Annotated in this window: 14 protein-coding genes; 3 read left to right on the plus strand and 11 right to left on the minus strand. The window is 41.6% G+C overall.

What is annotated here, in order from left to right:
- Positions 1–11: 11 nt before the first annotated feature.
- The 5 genes from lpdA to ACXAEY_RS12340 all read right to left on the minus strand — a co-directional run bounded on the left by lpdA (position 12) and on the right by ACXAEY_RS12340 (position 6011).
- The gene (gene lpdA / locus ACXAEY_RS12320) at positions 12–1421 is read right to left on the minus strand and encodes a dihydrolipoyl dehydrogenase (RefSeq protein ID WP_270181719.1); all 1410 of its coding nucleotides are present in this window, start codon (positions 1419–1421) and stop codon (positions 12–14) included.
- Between the two features lie 4 nt (positions 1422–1425).
- A complete protein-coding gene (locus tag ACXAEY_RS12325; protein WP_474812247.1) occupies positions 1426–2745 on the minus strand; it encodes a dihydrolipoamide acetyltransferase family protein in 1320 nt (439 codons plus the stop codon).
- A 100-nt stretch (positions 2746–2845) separates the two neighbouring features.
- Positions 2846–3823 carry an alpha-ketoacid dehydrogenase subunit beta gene (locus tag ACXAEY_RS12330; RefSeq protein WP_270181717.1) on the minus strand — a complete coding sequence of 326 codons (978 nt, stop codon included), beginning with the start codon at positions 3821–3823 and terminating at the stop codon, positions 2846–2848.
- 3 nt (positions 3824–3826) lie between these two features.
- Complete coding sequence (pdhA, locus tag ACXAEY_RS12335) at positions 3827–4909, minus strand: pyruvate dehydrogenase (acetyl-transferring) E1 component subunit alpha (RefSeq protein WP_270181716.1); 1083 nt, start codon at positions 4907–4909, stop codon at positions 3827–3829.
- Between the two features lie 448 nt (positions 4910–5357).
- Positions 5358–6011 (minus strand): YkyA family protein, encoded by a 654-nt coding sequence (locus tag ACXAEY_RS12340; RefSeq protein ID WP_270182053.1) that lies wholly within the window; start codon positions 6009–6011, stop codon positions 5358–5360.
- A gap of 271 nt (positions 6012–6282) precedes the next feature.
- Here ACXAEY_RS12340 and def point away from each other — a divergent pair, with 271 nt between their 5' ends.
- Complete coding sequence (gene def, locus ACXAEY_RS12345; RefSeq protein WP_474812249.1) at positions 6283–6822, plus strand: peptide deformylase; 540 nt, start codon at positions 6283–6285, stop codon at positions 6820–6822.
- 45 nt (positions 6823–6867) lie between these two features.
- On the opposite strand, the gene ACXAEY_RS12350 is transcribed toward def, so the two are convergent.
- A complete protein-coding gene (locus tag ACXAEY_RS12350) occupies positions 6868–7641 on the minus strand; it encodes a Cof-type HAD-IIB family hydrolase (protein WP_270182052.1) in 774 nt (257 codons plus the stop codon).
- A gap of 20 nt (positions 7642–7661) precedes the next feature.
- Entirely contained in the window at positions 7662–8564 is a 903-nt protein-coding gene (locus tag ACXAEY_RS12355; RefSeq protein ID WP_270181714.1) for a DMT family transporter, read from the minus strand.
- Positions 8565–8930: 366 nt separating this feature from the next.
- On the opposite strand from ACXAEY_RS12355, the gene ACXAEY_RS12360 reads away from it, so the two are divergent.
- Entirely contained in the window at positions 8931–9140 is a 210-nt protein-coding gene (locus ACXAEY_RS12360) for a DNA-dependent RNA polymerase subunit epsilon (protein WP_270181713.1), read from the plus strand.
- Positions 9141–9143: 3 nt separating this feature from the next.
- Positions 9144–10811, plus strand: a complete 1668-nt coding sequence (gene rnjA, locus ACXAEY_RS12365; protein WP_270181712.1) for a ribonuclease J1 — start codon at positions 9144–9146, stop codon at positions 10809–10811.
- 452 nt (positions 10812–11263) lie between these two features.
- Here the strand turns inward: rnjA and ACXAEY_RS12370 are convergent, their stop codons facing one another.
- The 4 genes from ACXAEY_RS12370 to ACXAEY_RS12385 all read right to left on the minus strand — a co-directional run bounded on the left by ACXAEY_RS12370 (position 11264) and on the right by ACXAEY_RS12385 (position 16376).
- Positions 11264–11929, minus strand: coding sequence for a potassium channel family protein (locus tag ACXAEY_RS12370; protein ID WP_224881665.1), 666 nt, complete (start codon positions 11927–11929; stop codon positions 11264–11266).
- Between the two features lie 104 nt (positions 11930–12033).
- Positions 12034–13050 (minus strand): cytochrome d ubiquinol oxidase subunit II, encoded by a 1017-nt coding sequence (locus ACXAEY_RS12375; protein WP_270181711.1) that lies wholly within the window; start codon positions 13048–13050, stop codon positions 12034–12036.
- Positions 13051–13062: 12 nt separating this feature from the next.
- On the minus strand, positions 13063–14391 hold the full coding sequence (locus tag ACXAEY_RS12380) for a cytochrome ubiquinol oxidase subunit I (RefSeq protein WP_270182051.1): 1329 nt from the start codon (positions 14389–14391) through the stop codon (positions 13063–13065).
- Between the two features lie 182 nt (positions 14392–14573).
- A complete protein-coding gene (locus tag ACXAEY_RS12385; RefSeq protein ID WP_474812253.1) occupies positions 14574–16376 on the minus strand; it encodes an ABC transporter ATP-binding protein in 1803 nt (600 codons plus the stop codon).
- Positions 16377–16392: the final 16 nt, after the last annotated feature.

Consider the following 16392-nt stretch of genomic DNA (forward strand, 5'->3'; position numbering starts at 1 on the left):
TGTTCTATCTATTATGCGATGTGAATTGGTGTACCAATCGCTACCTCAGCAGCTTCCATCGTAATCTCACCAAGAGTTGGGTGAGCATGGATTGTAAGAGCGATATCTTCAGCTGTCATTCCAGCTTCGATTGCAAGGCCAAGCTCTGCGATCATGTCAGAAGCATTAGGACCAGCAATTTGTGCACCGATTACAAGACCATCTTCTTTACGAGTGATAAGCTTCATGAAGCCTTCACTATCGTTTAGAGATAGTGCACGGCCGTTAGCGCCGAATGGGAACTTAGATGCTTTCACATCGAAGCCTTCATCTTTTGCTTCTTGCTCTTTGTAACCAACTGAAGCTAGTTCTGGTTCACAGAATACAACTTCAGGAATTGCAAGGTAGTCGATTTCAGCAGCTTCGCCACTGATTGCTTCAGCAGCAACTTTACCTTCGTAAGAAGCTTTGTGTGCAAGTGCTGGACCTTCAACAATATCACCGATTGCGTAGATATTATCGAAGTTTGTACGGCACTGCTTGTCGATCTTAACAAGACCTTTTTCAGTCATTTCGATTCCGAGCTCTTCAAGACCAATTTCTTCAGTGTTCGGCTTACGCCCAACAGTTACAAGAACGTAGTCAGCATCGAATGTCTTCGTTTCGCCTTTGATTTCTGCTGTAACTGTAACACCTTCATCCGTTTCTTCAACGCCTTGAGCCATTGCTTCAGTAATGATGTCTACATTACCTTTCTTCTTAAGGCGACGAGAAACAAGTGTGCTCATCTGCTTTTCGAATGTAGGAAGGATTTGCTTAGAACCTTCAAGGATCGTTACTTCTGTACCGAAGTTCGCATACACAGAACCAAGTTCGATTCCGATATAACCTCCACCGATCACTACCATCTTCTTAGGTACTTCATCAAGTGCTAGAGCACCAGTTGATGAAATGACGCGTTTGCTCCATTTGAAGCTTGGAAGTTCGATCGGACGAGAACCTGTAGCAATAATACAGTTGTTGAACGTGTATGTTTGAGAGTTCTTATCATCCATAATACGAACAGTGTTCTTATCTACGAAGTAAACTTCTCCACTGATTACGTCTACTTTGTTCGCTTTCATCAAGCCTTCAACGCCACCAGTAAGCTTGTTAACAACTGAAGTTTTCCACTCTTGTACTTTCTTCATGTCTACTTTTACGTTTTCAGAAGTGATTCCGATATCTTCGGAATGCTTAGCATCTTCGTATTTGTGTGAAGCATTGATTAGCGCTTTTGAAGGAATACATCCAACGTTTAGGCAAACGCCACCAAGAGTACCCTTGTCTGCGATTGCAACTTTTTGACCAAGCTGTGCAGCACGAATTGCTGCAACATAGCCTCCAGGTCCGGCTCCTACTACAAGTGTGTCTAGTTCGATTGGAAAATCTCCTACTACCATAATTTTACGCCTCCATCATTAAGAGTTGTGGATCGTTCAACAGACGTTTGATGTGGTTAAGTGCCAATTGAGCAGTAACACCATCGATCAATCTGTGGTCGTAACTGATTGATAGAGCAAGTACTGGAGCTGCAACGATTTCACCATCGATAACAACTGGCTTCTCTTCAATACGACCGATTCCAAGAATAGCAGCGTCAGGGTTGTTGATAATTGGCGTGAACCATTGTCCACCAGCAGAACCCAAGTTAGAAATTGTGCACGTGCTACCTTTCATATCGTCCCCTGATAGTTTACCATCACGAGCTTTTTTAGCCAACTCATTAATTTCCGCAGAAACATTAAGGAGTGGTTTACGATCTGCATCTTTCACGACAGGAACAACGAGTCCAGCGTCTGTGTTTGCAGCGATTCCGATGTTGTAGTAATGCTTGTGTACGATTTCATCAGTGGAATCATCAATTGAAGCATTTAGCATTGGGAACTCACGAAGAGCTGAAACAAGTGCTTTTACAACGTATGGAAGATACGTCAACTTAACATCTTTGTCTGCAGCGTACTGCTTAAACTTCTTACGGTGAGCTACAAGATCGCTAACAACGACTTCGTCCATATGCGTTACGTGAGGAGCAGTGTGCTTAGAGTTAACCATCGCTTTAGCGATCGCTTTACGCATACCTTTCATCTTCTCACGAGTTTCAGGCTGAGCTGATGCTGCAGGTGCAGAAGTTGTTGCTGCTGCCTCTTGCTCTTGACCCTTCGCTTCTGTTGTTTCTTCTTTCGCTTCTGGAGCTGCAGCTTCTTGACCGCCGCCACTTAGGTGGTTATCGATATCTTCTTTAAGAACTCGGCCGTTCTTACCAGAACCAGATACTTTAGAAATCTTCACACCGTTTTCGCGAGCATACTTACGTACAGCTGGCATTGCGATCACACGCTTAGTAGGGTCAGCGTCTTCTTCTGTATCTTCAGAAGGTGTTGATTTCGCTTCAGAACTTTCATTTTTCGGAGCTTCTTCTTTAGGCTCTTCTTTTTCTTCAGCTTTAGGCTCTTCTGCAGCTTCTTCTTCGGAACCATCATCATAGCCCTCTGCATCGAACGTGATGACTACATCTCCAACGATTACTGTTGCTCCTTCTTCAGCGTGAACGTCTTTAACTGTTCCGTCTACAGGAGAAGGAATTTCAACAACAGCCTTGTCATTTTGTACTTCTGCAAGGATATCGTCTTCTTTTACTTCGTCACCTTTTTTAACGAACCACTTTACGATCTCACCTTCATGGATACCTTCACCGATATCCGGCATTTTGAATTCATATGCCACAGGACTTCGCCTCCTATTTGTAAAAAATTTGCTTATATAAGGTGTGAAGCGAAGTGCGGATGCACTTCACTTCATTATTTTCTATCAGAGTTAACTTAAATTAGAAGTTAACGACTTGTTTTGCTTTTTCAATGATATCTGAATGATCTGGAAGCCATACATCCTCTGCAGCAGAGAACGCAAACACTGTATCAGGTGCTGCAACACGAAGTACAGGAGCCTCTAAGCTAAGGATCGCGCGGTCGTTAATTTCTGCCACGACATTTGCAGCGATACCAGCTTGTTTTTGTGCTTCTTGTACGACGATCGCACGGTTTGTTTTCTCTACAGATGCGATAATCGTGTCGATGTCTAGCGGGCTAACTGTACGAAGGTCGATTACTTCAGCGTTGATGCCTTCTTTTTCAAGCTCTTCTGCAGCTTTAAGAGAAGCCTGTACCATCGCACCGTACGTTACGATCGTGATATCAGAACCTTCACGTTTCACATCAGCCTTACCAATTTCAATTGTATATTCTTCCTCAGGTACTTCTTGACGGAAAGAACGATACAATTTCATATGCTCAAGGAAAATAACCGGATCGTTATCACGGATCGCAGAAATTAGAAGTCCTTTTGCATCGTAAGGGTTTGAAGGGATAACAACTTTAAGACCAGGCTGTTGAGCCATTAGTCCCTCAAGGCTATCTGCGTGAAGTTCAGGTGTTTTAACTCCGCCACCAAATGGAGAACGAACAGTGATTGGAGCATGGAATGAACCTCCAGAACGGTAACGTAGACGAGCCATTTGTCCAGAAATTGCATCCATCACTTCGTAAACGAAACCGAAGAATTGAATTTCTGGTACAGGTCTGAAGCCAGTAAGTGCAAGTCCGATCGACATACCGCCAATTCCTGATTCTGCTAGTGGAGTATCGAATACACGATCCTCACCAAATTCTTTTTGAAGTCCTTCTGTCGCACGGAATACGCCGCCGTTTTGACCTACGTCTTCACCAAATACGAGTACGTTCTCGTCATTCTTTAATTCGATACGCATCGCATCAGTGATTGCTTGAATCATTGTCATTTGCGCCATAGCTTACTTCGACTCCTTTGCACTATATTCTTCATATTGCTCGCGAAGGTTATGAGGAAGCTCTTCGTACATGATTTCGATAAGATCTGTTACTTTTTGCTTCGGAGTTTTGTCTGCTTGCTTGATGGCAGCTTTGATTTCTTCCTTCGCTTTCTCAACAACTTCATTTTCTTTCTCTTCGTTCCATAGATCTTTGCTTTCTAGATACTTACGGAAACGCACGATTGGATCTTTCTTTTCCCACTCGCTATCAAGATCTTCTGAACGGTAACGAGTTGGATCATCACCAGCCATTGTATGTGGACCATAACGGTACGTCATTGTCTCGATAAGAGTTGGACCTTCACCGTTGATCGCACGCTCACGAGCGTCAGTCACTGCTTTGTAAACAGCTAGAACGTCCATTCCATCTACCTGTACGCCATGAATTCCAACACCGACAGCTTTCTGAGCAATCGTCTTTGCAGCTGATTGCTTTTCAACTGGTACTGAAATTGCGAAGCGGTTGTTTTGAACAACAAAGATAGCAGGAGCGCCATAAGCACCAGCAAAGTTCATTCCTTCATAGAAGTCACCTTGAGACGCACCGCCGTCACCTGTGTAAGTGATCGCTACGTTTTTCTTACCTTTTTTCTTAAGTCCAAGTGCAACACCAGCAGTCTGAGTGATTTGAGCTCCGATAATAATTTGCGGGCTCAGCATGTTCAGGCCATCAGCCTGGTTTCCTACAAAGTGTCCACGAGAGAATAAGAATGCTTTATATAGAGGAAGTCCGTGCCAAATTAACTGTGGAACATCACGGTATCCTGGAAGAATCCAGTCCTCTTTATCAAGTGCAAATTGGCTTCCAAGCTGAGAAGCTTCTTGTCCTGCTGTTGGAGCGTAGAATCCTAGACGTCCTTGACGGTTCAAAGAAATTGAACGCTGATCAAGAATACGTGTATAAACCATGCGGCGCATAAGTTCTTGAAGCTGCTCATCAGTTAGTTCTGGCATAGCCTCTTCATTAATGATCTCGCCGTTTTCATTTAAGATCTGGAACATTTCGAATTGGCCTTCAATGTTTTCGAGGGTTTTTGTCCCCATACCTTTCACCTCATCCTTTCATTCATAAAGAGATAAATTATTTAATTGCAAATGCAATTGTGAGTGGGTCGTTCAGTTTTCAGACATATCTAGCATGTCCATTTAGCCTTTATTAAATGACAGTTTATCTCGATAAAATTTGTGCCACTAAAGACAACACTCAATTTCATACCCTTATTTCTGGAGAAATAATCCCTAGTACTATGTACTACTGCGTTTTGTGAACTGTATCAGTAAAAATAAGGGAGTGTTTCTCTTCATGAGTAAGTTCGTTTTTCAGTTTACAATACAGTGTCTATATAGTCAATTATTAGGTTTCAAAAATAAGCTTTCTCTCCTATATGAAAACCTGTTATAACTATGAATATGAAACTGTATCAATACAAAGGGATTTTGTTTACTAATACAATCAAATAAAAAACCGCTCAATTATTTGAGCGGTTTAGTATTATTCTCCATAGTTAACATTTAATTCTGCAGCTTTATAGAAAGCTTTTTTTGCTTCATTAAACTCTGTTGTGTAAGTATTAAACTTTTCTTTCTGTTCAGAGACTTTCGTATATTGGTCGTTCACGCTTTTGATTTGCTCTTGAAGTTGCTCTAGCGTAAGTTCTTTATCTTGCAGCATACTATAAAGCTTTTTGTCTAATTCGATCGCTGCTTTGTATTCTTTATAAAGCGTTTGGTACGCTTCGTAGCGCTTATCCATCTTTTCGATGAGCGTGTTTGCGCTTTTTTGAACTTCACCTTCTAAGTCTTCACTTAATTCTTTCGTATTCTCGAATTCTTCATAAGCCTTATCGATACTTTCTTTCTCGTTGTTTAAGTATTCTAGTCTCTTTTCCGTTAGCGCTTCCGCTTCTTCTGAAAGAGATTTGATCTTATCGAACTCATCCATGCTAAGTGCAACGATCTCATCATAAAGCCCTTGCTCTTTCTTCTCGGCCTTAGCTAATGGTTCTTGCTGTTCTCTAAATTGATCTTCTAACGCTACTGCTTCTTCTAAATGGTTATACATCTTTTCCTCTGTACTCTCACCGAACTGACATCCAACAAGGATGAGAAAACAGAAAAAAAGAGAAATGATTCCTACTCGGTTCACTCTTGACAACAATAGTCCCCCCACATCTCCAATTAATACCAATGATTTCATATCTTTGATTACTATACCATATTCTATCAGGCAATAGAACAGTCGTTTTATCACAAATTTAAGCTGAAGAGATTATTGGTCATTCCGTAAACGTTACGATTTATTTTATCGCGTTGAGTGGTGTGCTAAACTGATAGTTAGATGATCTAGGTACCCATAAGTAAGTGTCTTCAATATACTTATAACGTGAGAGTCCGTGAAGATAGGAGTGAAAATGTATATGTTAACAATGAAAGACGTACGTAGAGAGGGAGATCCGATCCTTACACAAGTAGCAGAAGAAATCGAACTCCCCGCCACTGAAGCAGAAAAACAAACGCTTCAAGATATGCATCAATTTTTAATCAATAGCCAGGATCCAGAAACAGCTTTAGAATATGAGCTTCGATCAGGTATCGGGATTGCCGCCCCTCAAATCGGCATTAGCAAAAGGATGTTCGCCATCCATGTTACAGATCATAGAGGAACGTTATTCAGCTATGGAATTATGAATCCTAAGATCATCAGTCATTCTGTAGAGAAAACTTATTTAGAAGGCGGTGAAGGATGCCTTTCTGTTGATCGAGATATTCCGGGAGCTGTACCTCGGTATGCGAGAATAACCCTAAAAGGAATTGATACAGATGGCAACCCACTTAAATTAAGACTTAAGGGGCTCCCAGCGATTGTCGCGCAACACGAAATCGATCACCTGGATGGTATCATGTTTTACGATCGAATAAATGAAGAAGAAGCACAGGAGCTGTCACCTCTTCGGTAATAAAAAAGGAATCGCGCAAGTGCGCGATTCCTTTTTATTTCATCGTTACAACAGTCCTGCTTTTATCAATCCATTTCGGATTCCATCTTCATCGACTGGATCCGTCACGAAGTCAGCAGCTTCTTTCGCTTCTTGATAACCATTACCCATCGCAATACCAGTTCCTGCGTATTTGAGCATTTCGATATCATTCAAAGCATCACCGAAGGCAAATGTGTTTTCACGCTTAAACCCTAAGTGTGAAATCATCGCTTCAATTCCTCTTGCTTTTGAACCTCCTGGAGGAATAACGTCCATCGAAAAGTCGTGCCAACGAATAAAATCAAAGTTACCGTATGTTTCGCGGTAGTTCGCTTCTTCTTCACTTTGACAGAAAAGGAGAGCTTGATAGATATCACGATCGTGGTAATACGTAGGATTAAAGCCCGGGTAGTGCATTTTCAGATCATCCATACTCTTCATAATATGAGGATGCTTGTCGTGATTACTCATCATGGCTTCATGGTCTAGAAACACCATAGGATGACCGTTTTCTTTCGCTACTTTCTCAAGCGAAACGATTTCTTCCCTACTTAAAGGATTTGTTTGAACGATATCTTCTTTGTGTTTTACATACTGTCCATTAAAGCTGATAAACGAATCGACAGCTAACTCTTCTCTAAGATCTGCAAACATGAACGGTGCTCTTCCTGTCGCAATCGCAACCGTTACACCTTTCTCTGTCAATTCTTTTAGAGCCTCTCTCGTCGAAGCTGGAACTTTTTTATCATGATCTAACAATGTACCATCTATATCGAAGAAAACAATCTTATCATTCATCATTTCTCTCACCTATCCTTCTATGCAGACTTTTGTAAAAGTCTTTTCTCTGCTTTTGTTGTACGTCCTGATAAATATACGCCTGTAAAGATAAACAATAGTCCAACGACCATTGTAACTGTAACCGCCTCATCAAGGTATGCACTACCCCAGAACAACGCCGTGACTGGAACCAAGTATGTCACTAGCGTCGCATACTCTGCACTCCCCTTTTGAATCATATAAAAGAAGAGAAGATAGGCGATGCCTGATCCAAACACCCCAAGTCCTATTAGCGATATAAGGATATCACGTTCGATGATCGGCGTAAATAATTGTACATCTCCTGAAACAAACATCATGATGAATCCACCTAGTGTTCCAACTGCTAGCGTCATGATCGCCAAGATATCGACAGGAACATCTGAAAGGTTTTTCTTAGTGAATTGTGATGCAAAGCCATAGCAAGCTGTTGCAATGAGCATCGGTACGACCCCAATCCAATCTTCTTTAAAAAATGAACCGAGATTGAATTCGATAAGAAATAATATACCGATAAATCCGATAATAACCCCTGACCACTGTCTCAGCTTGAGAACTCTCGAAAAGAACAATGCTCCTAGAATCCCGGTGAATAAAGGAGTCGTAGCATTTAAGGCAGCTGCTAAACTGCTAGAGATACGCTCTTCACTGAATGCGATCAACCCCCAAGGTATAAGTGCGTTCAACAAACCCACTAAAATCAAGCTTCCCCACGGGAGCCTTTTAAATAGGTAGCTAACTCGCCCTTTTACAATGAGATATATAAAAATCGCCAATGCACCGAACAAACATCTGTAAAATACGACGCCCATCGGTCCAACCACTGGAACGAGTATTTTGATAAACATAAATGACATCCCCCAGATTAAGCTAAGTGATAACAGGGCGAGTAACAGTCTCATGGATTCCCCTCCTCATGCATTTCGTATCATTCTATCTTACATGAACAGGGTCTTCTTGTCTCTTGATTCATTTCCATCTGTTTCCTAACTATTTTTTTGACTATTAACGAATAATAACAACACTAAAACAATAGGAAAGGAATGGATCAAATGTATACGAAAATGAAACGAAAAATCAAAAAATCATTAAAAACCTTCTTTTTCCCTCACTCTCCAACAGTACAAGAATAAGAATTTTTCCTTTCATGGCGCGGTAAATCTCTATTTTTATAATGGAAAATCTATTTGAAACATGAAAAAGAAACCAATTTCCTATATAATAAACGGAGATGCACACAAATTGTCTTGGTTAAGGAGAGATTTAGAATGATTTATAAGGTTTACTATCAAGAAACAAAAAAGGAGGTTCCTGTAAGAGAGCGAACAAACAGCCTGTACGTTGAGGCTAATTCTGAACGGGAAGTTCGCTATAAATTAAAGGAACGCAACTACAATATCGAATTCATTCAAACAGTAGAAGATGAATTTCTAGAATTCGAGCAAAAATCAGAGCACTTTGAATTGGAGAATGTATAAACTATGAAATTTGTTAAAAATCATCAAACAGCCGTTTTTGCACTCGGTGGACTAGGAGAAATCGGCAAAAACATGTACGGTATTCAGTTCCAGGATGAAATTATCCTGGTCGATGCAGGGGTTAAGTTCCCTGAAGAAGAGTTACTAGGAATCGATTATGTAATTCCTGATTATTCTTACCTTGTGAAAAACCAAGATAAGATTAAAGGACTTTTCATCACACATGGTCACGAAGACCATATCGGTGGTATCCCATACTTACTGCGTGAGATTAACGTCCCGATCTTTGGAGGTAAGCTTGCGCTAGGATTCATCCGAAACAAACTTGAAGAACACGGCCTTCTAAGAGGAGCGTCTCTTAACGAAATTACAGAAGATGACATCATCAAGTTTAGAAAAACATCTGTTGCGTTCTTCAGAACAACGCATAGTATTCCAGATTCCTTTGGAGTAGTCGTTAAGACACCACCTGGAAACATCGTTCATACAGGTGACTTCAAGTTTGACTTCACTCCAGTAGGTGAGCCAGCTAACCTTACTAAGATGGCCGAGATCGGGAAAGAAGGCGTATTAGCACTTCTATCTGACTCAACAAACAGTGAAGTTCCTGGCTTTACGATGTCTGAGAGTCGCGTCGGTGAGACGATTCAGGACATTTTTAGAAAAGTAGATGGCCGCGTTATTTTCGCAACGTTCGCATCAAACATCCACCGTCTTCAGCAAGTTGTTGAAGCTGCGGTTGAAAACGGACGTAAGGTCGCGGTATTTGGACGTAGTATGGAAGCGAACATTACGATTGGACAAGAACTCGGATACATTCGTGCGCCGAAAGATACGTTCATCGATGCGCATCAAATCAACAGACTTCCAGAAAATCAAGTAACGATCCTTTGTACAGGAAGTCAAGGAGAGCCGATGGCTGCGCTATCTCGTATCGCTAACGGTACGCACCGTCAAATTCAAATCATCCCTGGTGATACAGTTGTATTCTCCTCTTCGCCGATCCCTGGTAACCAGGTAAGCGTTTCGAGAATTATTAACCAGCTGTCTCGTGCTGGAGCTGAAGTTATCCATCACAAACTAAGTGATATCCATACTTCCGGACACGGTGGGCAAGATGAACAGAAATTGATGCTTCGCCTGATCAAGCCAAAATTCTTCATGCCGATCCACGGTGAATACAGAATGCTTAAGATGCATACGAAGCTCGCTCAGGACTGTGGCATTCCACAAGATCACTCTTTCATCATGGACAATGGTGAAGTGCTAGCTCTAAGCGAAAACGAAGCATCGATCAGCGGTAAAATCCCATCCGGTTCTGTTTACGTTGATGGAAAAGGAATCGGAGACATTGGTAACATCGTTCTTCGTGACCGTAAGATTCTTTCTGAAGAAGGTCTCGTAATCGTTGTTGTCAGCATCAACATGAAAGAATTCAAGATCCTTTCTGGCCCAGATATCATCTCTCGCGGCTTTGTATACATGAGAGAATCTGGAGATCTTATCAACGATGCACAAGATCTTCTATCGAAGCATCTTAATGGTGTCATGGAGAAACGTACGAGTCAGTGGTCTGAGATCAAGAACGAAATCACTGATACGCTTGCACCATTCCTTTACGAGAAAACAAAGCGTCGTCCAATGATCCTACCGATCATCATGGAGATCTAAAAATATCATTAAAGACCGCCTATCACTTCGATAGGCGGTCTTTTTTAGATTGTCGAGTAACGTTAATAGGTAACGATCCATTATGGCTGGGTGGGGTTTCCGCTCCAGGATACTTGCTTTCCGCGGGGCGGGCGGTAAGCCTCCTCGTTCCTGCGGGGTCTTACCTGTCCCGCATATCCCGCAGGAGTCAAGTATCCTTCCACTCCAATCTGCGTTAAATGTATTCTAAAACCTAAAAGAATTGATTTAAAAACAGTAGAACGCTTCTTCATTAGAGCTCAGGATATGAAATATTTCCTTTCCTAAATCTAATTAGAATGTACACGCCTTGCATCAAGAAAAAAAACTTGATTCTCTTTAAACAATCCGTTTTTCTGCGGTATAGACACTACTAGAACGAAGTCATCATTTAAACTGAAAAAACCGCCTGTCACGATGACAGGCGGTCTTTATTAATCTCTATTAAGCAGCTGGCGCTCTAAACGGTTGATGTCTTGATCTGAGCCGATCACGATCAGAATATCTCCCTTGTAGATCTTCTGGTCCGCTTGAGGAGAAACGATGATGTCATCACCATTCTTGATCGCAACGATGTTGGCACCGTACTTTGCTCGGATATCGAGCTCGATAATCGTTTTATTATCCATTCTTGAGTTTGCGATAAGTTCGACGATACTATGTTCATCTGAAAGCTCTAAATAGTCGAGTACACTATTCGATATGATATTATGAGCAATTCTCATCCCCATATCTCTCTCTGGGTGAACGATCTTATCAGCACCGATCTTGTTCAGAACTTTTTCATGATAATCATTTTGAGCTTTTACCGTAATGTTACTTACACCTAGCTCTTTCAAGATCAACGTGGTAAGGATGCTCGACTGGATATTATCTCCGATCGCGACAATCACGTGATCAAAATTTCGTATACCTAGATTTTTTAATACGCTCTCATCCGTTGAATCTGCGATAACAGCGTGCGTTGCTACGGAGGAAAATTCGTTAACTTTGTCTTCATCCATATCGATTGCGAGAACTTCCATTCCCTGTTGACTCAATGATTTGCATATACTACCGCCAAAACGGCCTAGTCCAATAACCGCAAATTGTTTTTTCAACGTACACTCCTCCTACTTATCTCGGAAAGAAACGTGACAGCGATCCGCTGCCACGTTGTTAACTCTATCCTATCACGTTGTACCACCGTGTCAATATGATCTCTTTACGACTTGTTCCCTTTTACATACTCAGCATCAAAGAGGAATAGTCGCATCAATAAGATTAGAGAAGGTACGAGTAAGCATAGTCCAGCTACGAACGCAATTACTAGGTAAACCCCCATCGTTTCATTCGTGTAGCCAGAGTAAATCGTAACGTAGTCGTATAAAATCCACGGGAGGTGTGACACCCCGTAGCCAAAGAACGCAAAAAAGAATTGCAGCATAACAAAGATAAAGGCTGTTCCATAGCGTTTCTTATGAAAGATTAAGTATGTTGCAACTAAGAAACAAAACAGTGATGCAATAAACAGCCACGCATAGTCGAGCGTGCTCGCAAAATGTTCAGGGTTGTGTTGCTGCAGCGCTACGAAGACGAGTATACTAGCTAAAATGGTTGGTGCGCTCCAAAAGAGAGCGTATTTCCTTAGAAGTTCTAGCGCAGGCGTATCATTCGCTCTGCTTGCATAAAACGTAAGAAATGCTGCACTGATGAACAATACAGAAACGATCGCAAGTAACACGACTGACCAAGAATAAAAACTTGTGAAAAGTTCACCTGCGAGAAACGTGACGTTGCCATCCACTTCTTCTATGAAACCACCTTCAGATAAAGTGAGTGCCGTTGAGAGCGAAGCAGGGATCAATAACCCTGTCACTCCATACAAGAAGGTATACACTTTACTCTTTTTTGCACCGTAGTTCCCGAACGCATAAAACGAGCCTCTGATGGCTATGAGAATGATCGCAATGCTTCCAGGCACAAGCAATGCTGTTCCGAAATAATAAGCTGTGTCTGGAAAGAAACCGATCAGACCTACGAAAAAGAATACGAAGAACACATTCGTGACTTCCCAAACCGGAGATAAGTACCGACTGATAATACGGTTGATGATATGATCTCGGCCTGTTAATTCACCATAGTATGCAAAGAAGCCGGCTCCGAAATCGATTGAAGCAGTGATTAGATAGCCATATAGAAATACCCATAACACCGTGATCCCTATAACCTGAATATCCAATTTGACACCCCCCTATCTAGATTTTGCGATTTCCTCTAACTCATTTTCTGCTGGATTCGAGTGGAACATCTTTCTAAGAACGATGACACAAAGCGTCCCGAGGACGATGTATAACAATAAGAACAAGATCAGCATCAAGCCTACGTGATCAGACGTTGTTGCAGCGTGACCTGTTCGGAGAATGTCCCAAAGGATCCAAGGCTGACGCCCCACTTCTGAGAAAATCCATCCAAATTCAATTGCAAGCATCGAAAGCGGTCCTGCAATGACGATAAGCCTTAGTAACCATCTGTTACCCGGGTTGAATCGTTTAACCCTTAAAGCGAGCATATAGAAGAACGTCAGAGCTGCTAAATACATTCCGATTCCTACCATGCCATCAAAAAGGTAATGGATAAAGAGTGGCGGTGTTTCATCTTCTGGTACTTGATCTAAGCCCATCACTTCCGCACTCGGGTTACCGTGAGCAAGGATACTTAAGAAGTTAGGTAACACGAGACCGTATTTAACTTCTTCATTCTCTTCATCTAGAATACCTCCAACAATTAACCCTGCATTCCCAGTTGTTTCAAAATGCCATTCTGCAGCAGCTAGTTTTTCAGGTTGGTATTCCGCAAGAAACTTCCCTGCGAAATCCCCTACCATCGCGGTCCCAATCGCAAAAATAAAACCTGCTGTCATCGTCAGTTTCAACGCTTTTTTGTAATACGTACCAGTCTTGCCCCTGAGCATCATAAATGCTGTGATCGCGGCTAGTACGATTGCCGATGTAAGGTATGCGGACATCACAACATGACCTACTTTAGTTGGCGTCGCGGGATTAAACATCGCAGCAAGCGGTTCTATATCAGTCAATACACCATCGACCATCGTAAAACCTTGTGGAGCATTCATGAACGCATTGACTGTAGAGATAAAGACTGCCGACATGGTTGAACCGATTACGACTGGTATTGAAATCAACCAGTGGTAGATTGGCTTTTTAAATCGATCCCATGTATATAAATAGATTCCTAGAAAGATTGCTTCAAAGAAAAACGCAAACGTTTCTAAGAATAAAGGCAAACTGATTACCTGACCGGCAAGCTGCATAAAGTTTGGCCAGAGTAAAGAAAGCTGTAAGCCAATAGCCGTTCCTGTCACAACCCCTACTGCAACCGTTACAACAAACCCTCTTGACCAGCGCCTTGCTAATAACGTGTAGTAAGGGTCATTGCGCTTGATCCCGATCCATTCTGCTAAACTAATAAGCAAAGGCACACCAACACCGAGAGTTGCAAAGATTATATGAAACCCTAGTGTAAGGCTTGTTAAAAGCCTGCTGAGCATCGCTGAATCCATTTCCACCTACTTCATCCCCTTTTAAATCAACTCAATGTCTTGTAAACAATCTTCCCTTATCAACTTGAACAAAAACTAACAAACATGTGAAGCTTTCTACAAATCTATTATGACTGAACGAGGACTTTGTGACAAGTATCACAATCTAAAATAAAAAAAGAAGTCCGAAAAGGACTTCTTTATTAACCTGCATCCATCATATTAAACTGTGAACGGACTAATTCGTAGTAGGTTCCACCTTTACGCATCAATTCGTTATGATCTCCCTGCTCTAATATACGACCATGATCTAACACGATAATATTGTCTGCTCCACGGATTGTTGACAGCCTATGGGCGATCATAATCGCTGTTCTACCTTCGAGTACGACGTTTAGTGCGTTCTGAATCTTGAGCTCAGTTTCTGTGTCGATACTAGCGGTTGCTTCATCGAGTATCAAAATTCTCGGATCGGCTAATAACGCCCGGGCGAAAGATAACAACTGACGTTCACCCACTGAAAGTACGTTACCCCTCTCTTCAACTTCCGTTTCATACCCATTGCTTAGCCTCTTGATAAACTGATCCGCTCCGACTGCTTCTGCTGCTTCGAGCACTTCTTCATCTGTTGCATCAGGTCGACCGAAACGAATGTTTTCCATAATCGTACCAGAAAAGATAAACGTATCTTGAAGCACGACACTCACTTTTTGGCGCAAACTATCCAATTTAACATCTCGTAAATCGACGCCATCGATTTTTACTGACCCTTTTGTAGGATCATAAAACCTACTGATCAGATTGGCGATCGTTGATTTACCAGAACCAGTGTGCCCAACAAGTGCAACTGTTTCGCCCGCTTTCATTCGTAAACTCATCTGATGAAGTGCTTTTCTTTTCTCATCATAGGAGAATTCAACGTCTTCGAACGTGATTTCACCTTTCATTTCTTTAAATTCTCTTGCGTCCTTTTTCTCAGGAACATTTGGCTTTTCATCTAAAAATTCAAAAATTCGCTCTGATGAAGCCATCGCTACGAGTAGCTGGTTATATACTTGACCTAATCTTGAGATCGGTTCCCAGAACATTCCTAAGTAAAAAGCAAACGTTACGAAGACACCATAATCAAGACCGTTCTGGATTAAATAGACACCAAACCAAATCAGAATCGCTGTTCCAATTGCATTCGACATCTCTACGAAAGGTCGGAACATCGCACTCTTCTTCGTCGCATCCTTCCAACTTGAGTACGTTTCATGGTTTACGCCTTCAAAGAAGTCCATGTTCTCTGTTTCCTGTGTATAAGACTGTGTCACGCGAATACCTTGAATGCTTTCGTTCAAGTGAGAGTTTAGCTTCGCTTGCTTCACCCTAACCTGCTGCCATGATCTCCTGATCCTTCTTCGTAGCCTAGTCGAGATCAAGAACATGAGCGGCAGGATAATCATGATCGCTAGCGTCAACTCTGGACTTAGAATAAACATGACCACGAGGATACCAAGTAACAGAACGATATCCATCAACAAGTTGATAACACCATTTGTAAAAAGTTCTTGCATCGAATTTACATCGTTTATGATTCTTACTAAGATTGAACCTGCTGATCGTTTGTCAAAGAATCCATGCGATAGCTTTTGTATGTGCTTAAATAACCCTTGCCTAATATCATAGATGATGTATTGACCCAGCTGATTCGTCCATTTGATACGGTATGTGTTCGAAATCCATGAAATGACATACAGCACGGCTATACCAATAATGAGCTGAATCAATAGTGTTTCATCTTTATTTTTTATCGCATGATCGAAAAGCAATACCCCGATAAAGATCGGTACGATCAACCTTACAGCTGTTGAAATAAGCATCGTAATGATTGCTTTTGGGAGAAGGGTTTTCTTATATGGTTCCATGTATCCTAGGAGCCTCGTCATCTGCTTCCAGTTAAACTGTTTTTCAATAGCTGAATCCTGAGAATAGTGAAATCGTTGTCTACGATTCTGTTTCATTTCGCTTTTTCACCCC

It is taken from the genome of Anaerobacillus sp. ABA4_114, from assembly GCF_056159065.1.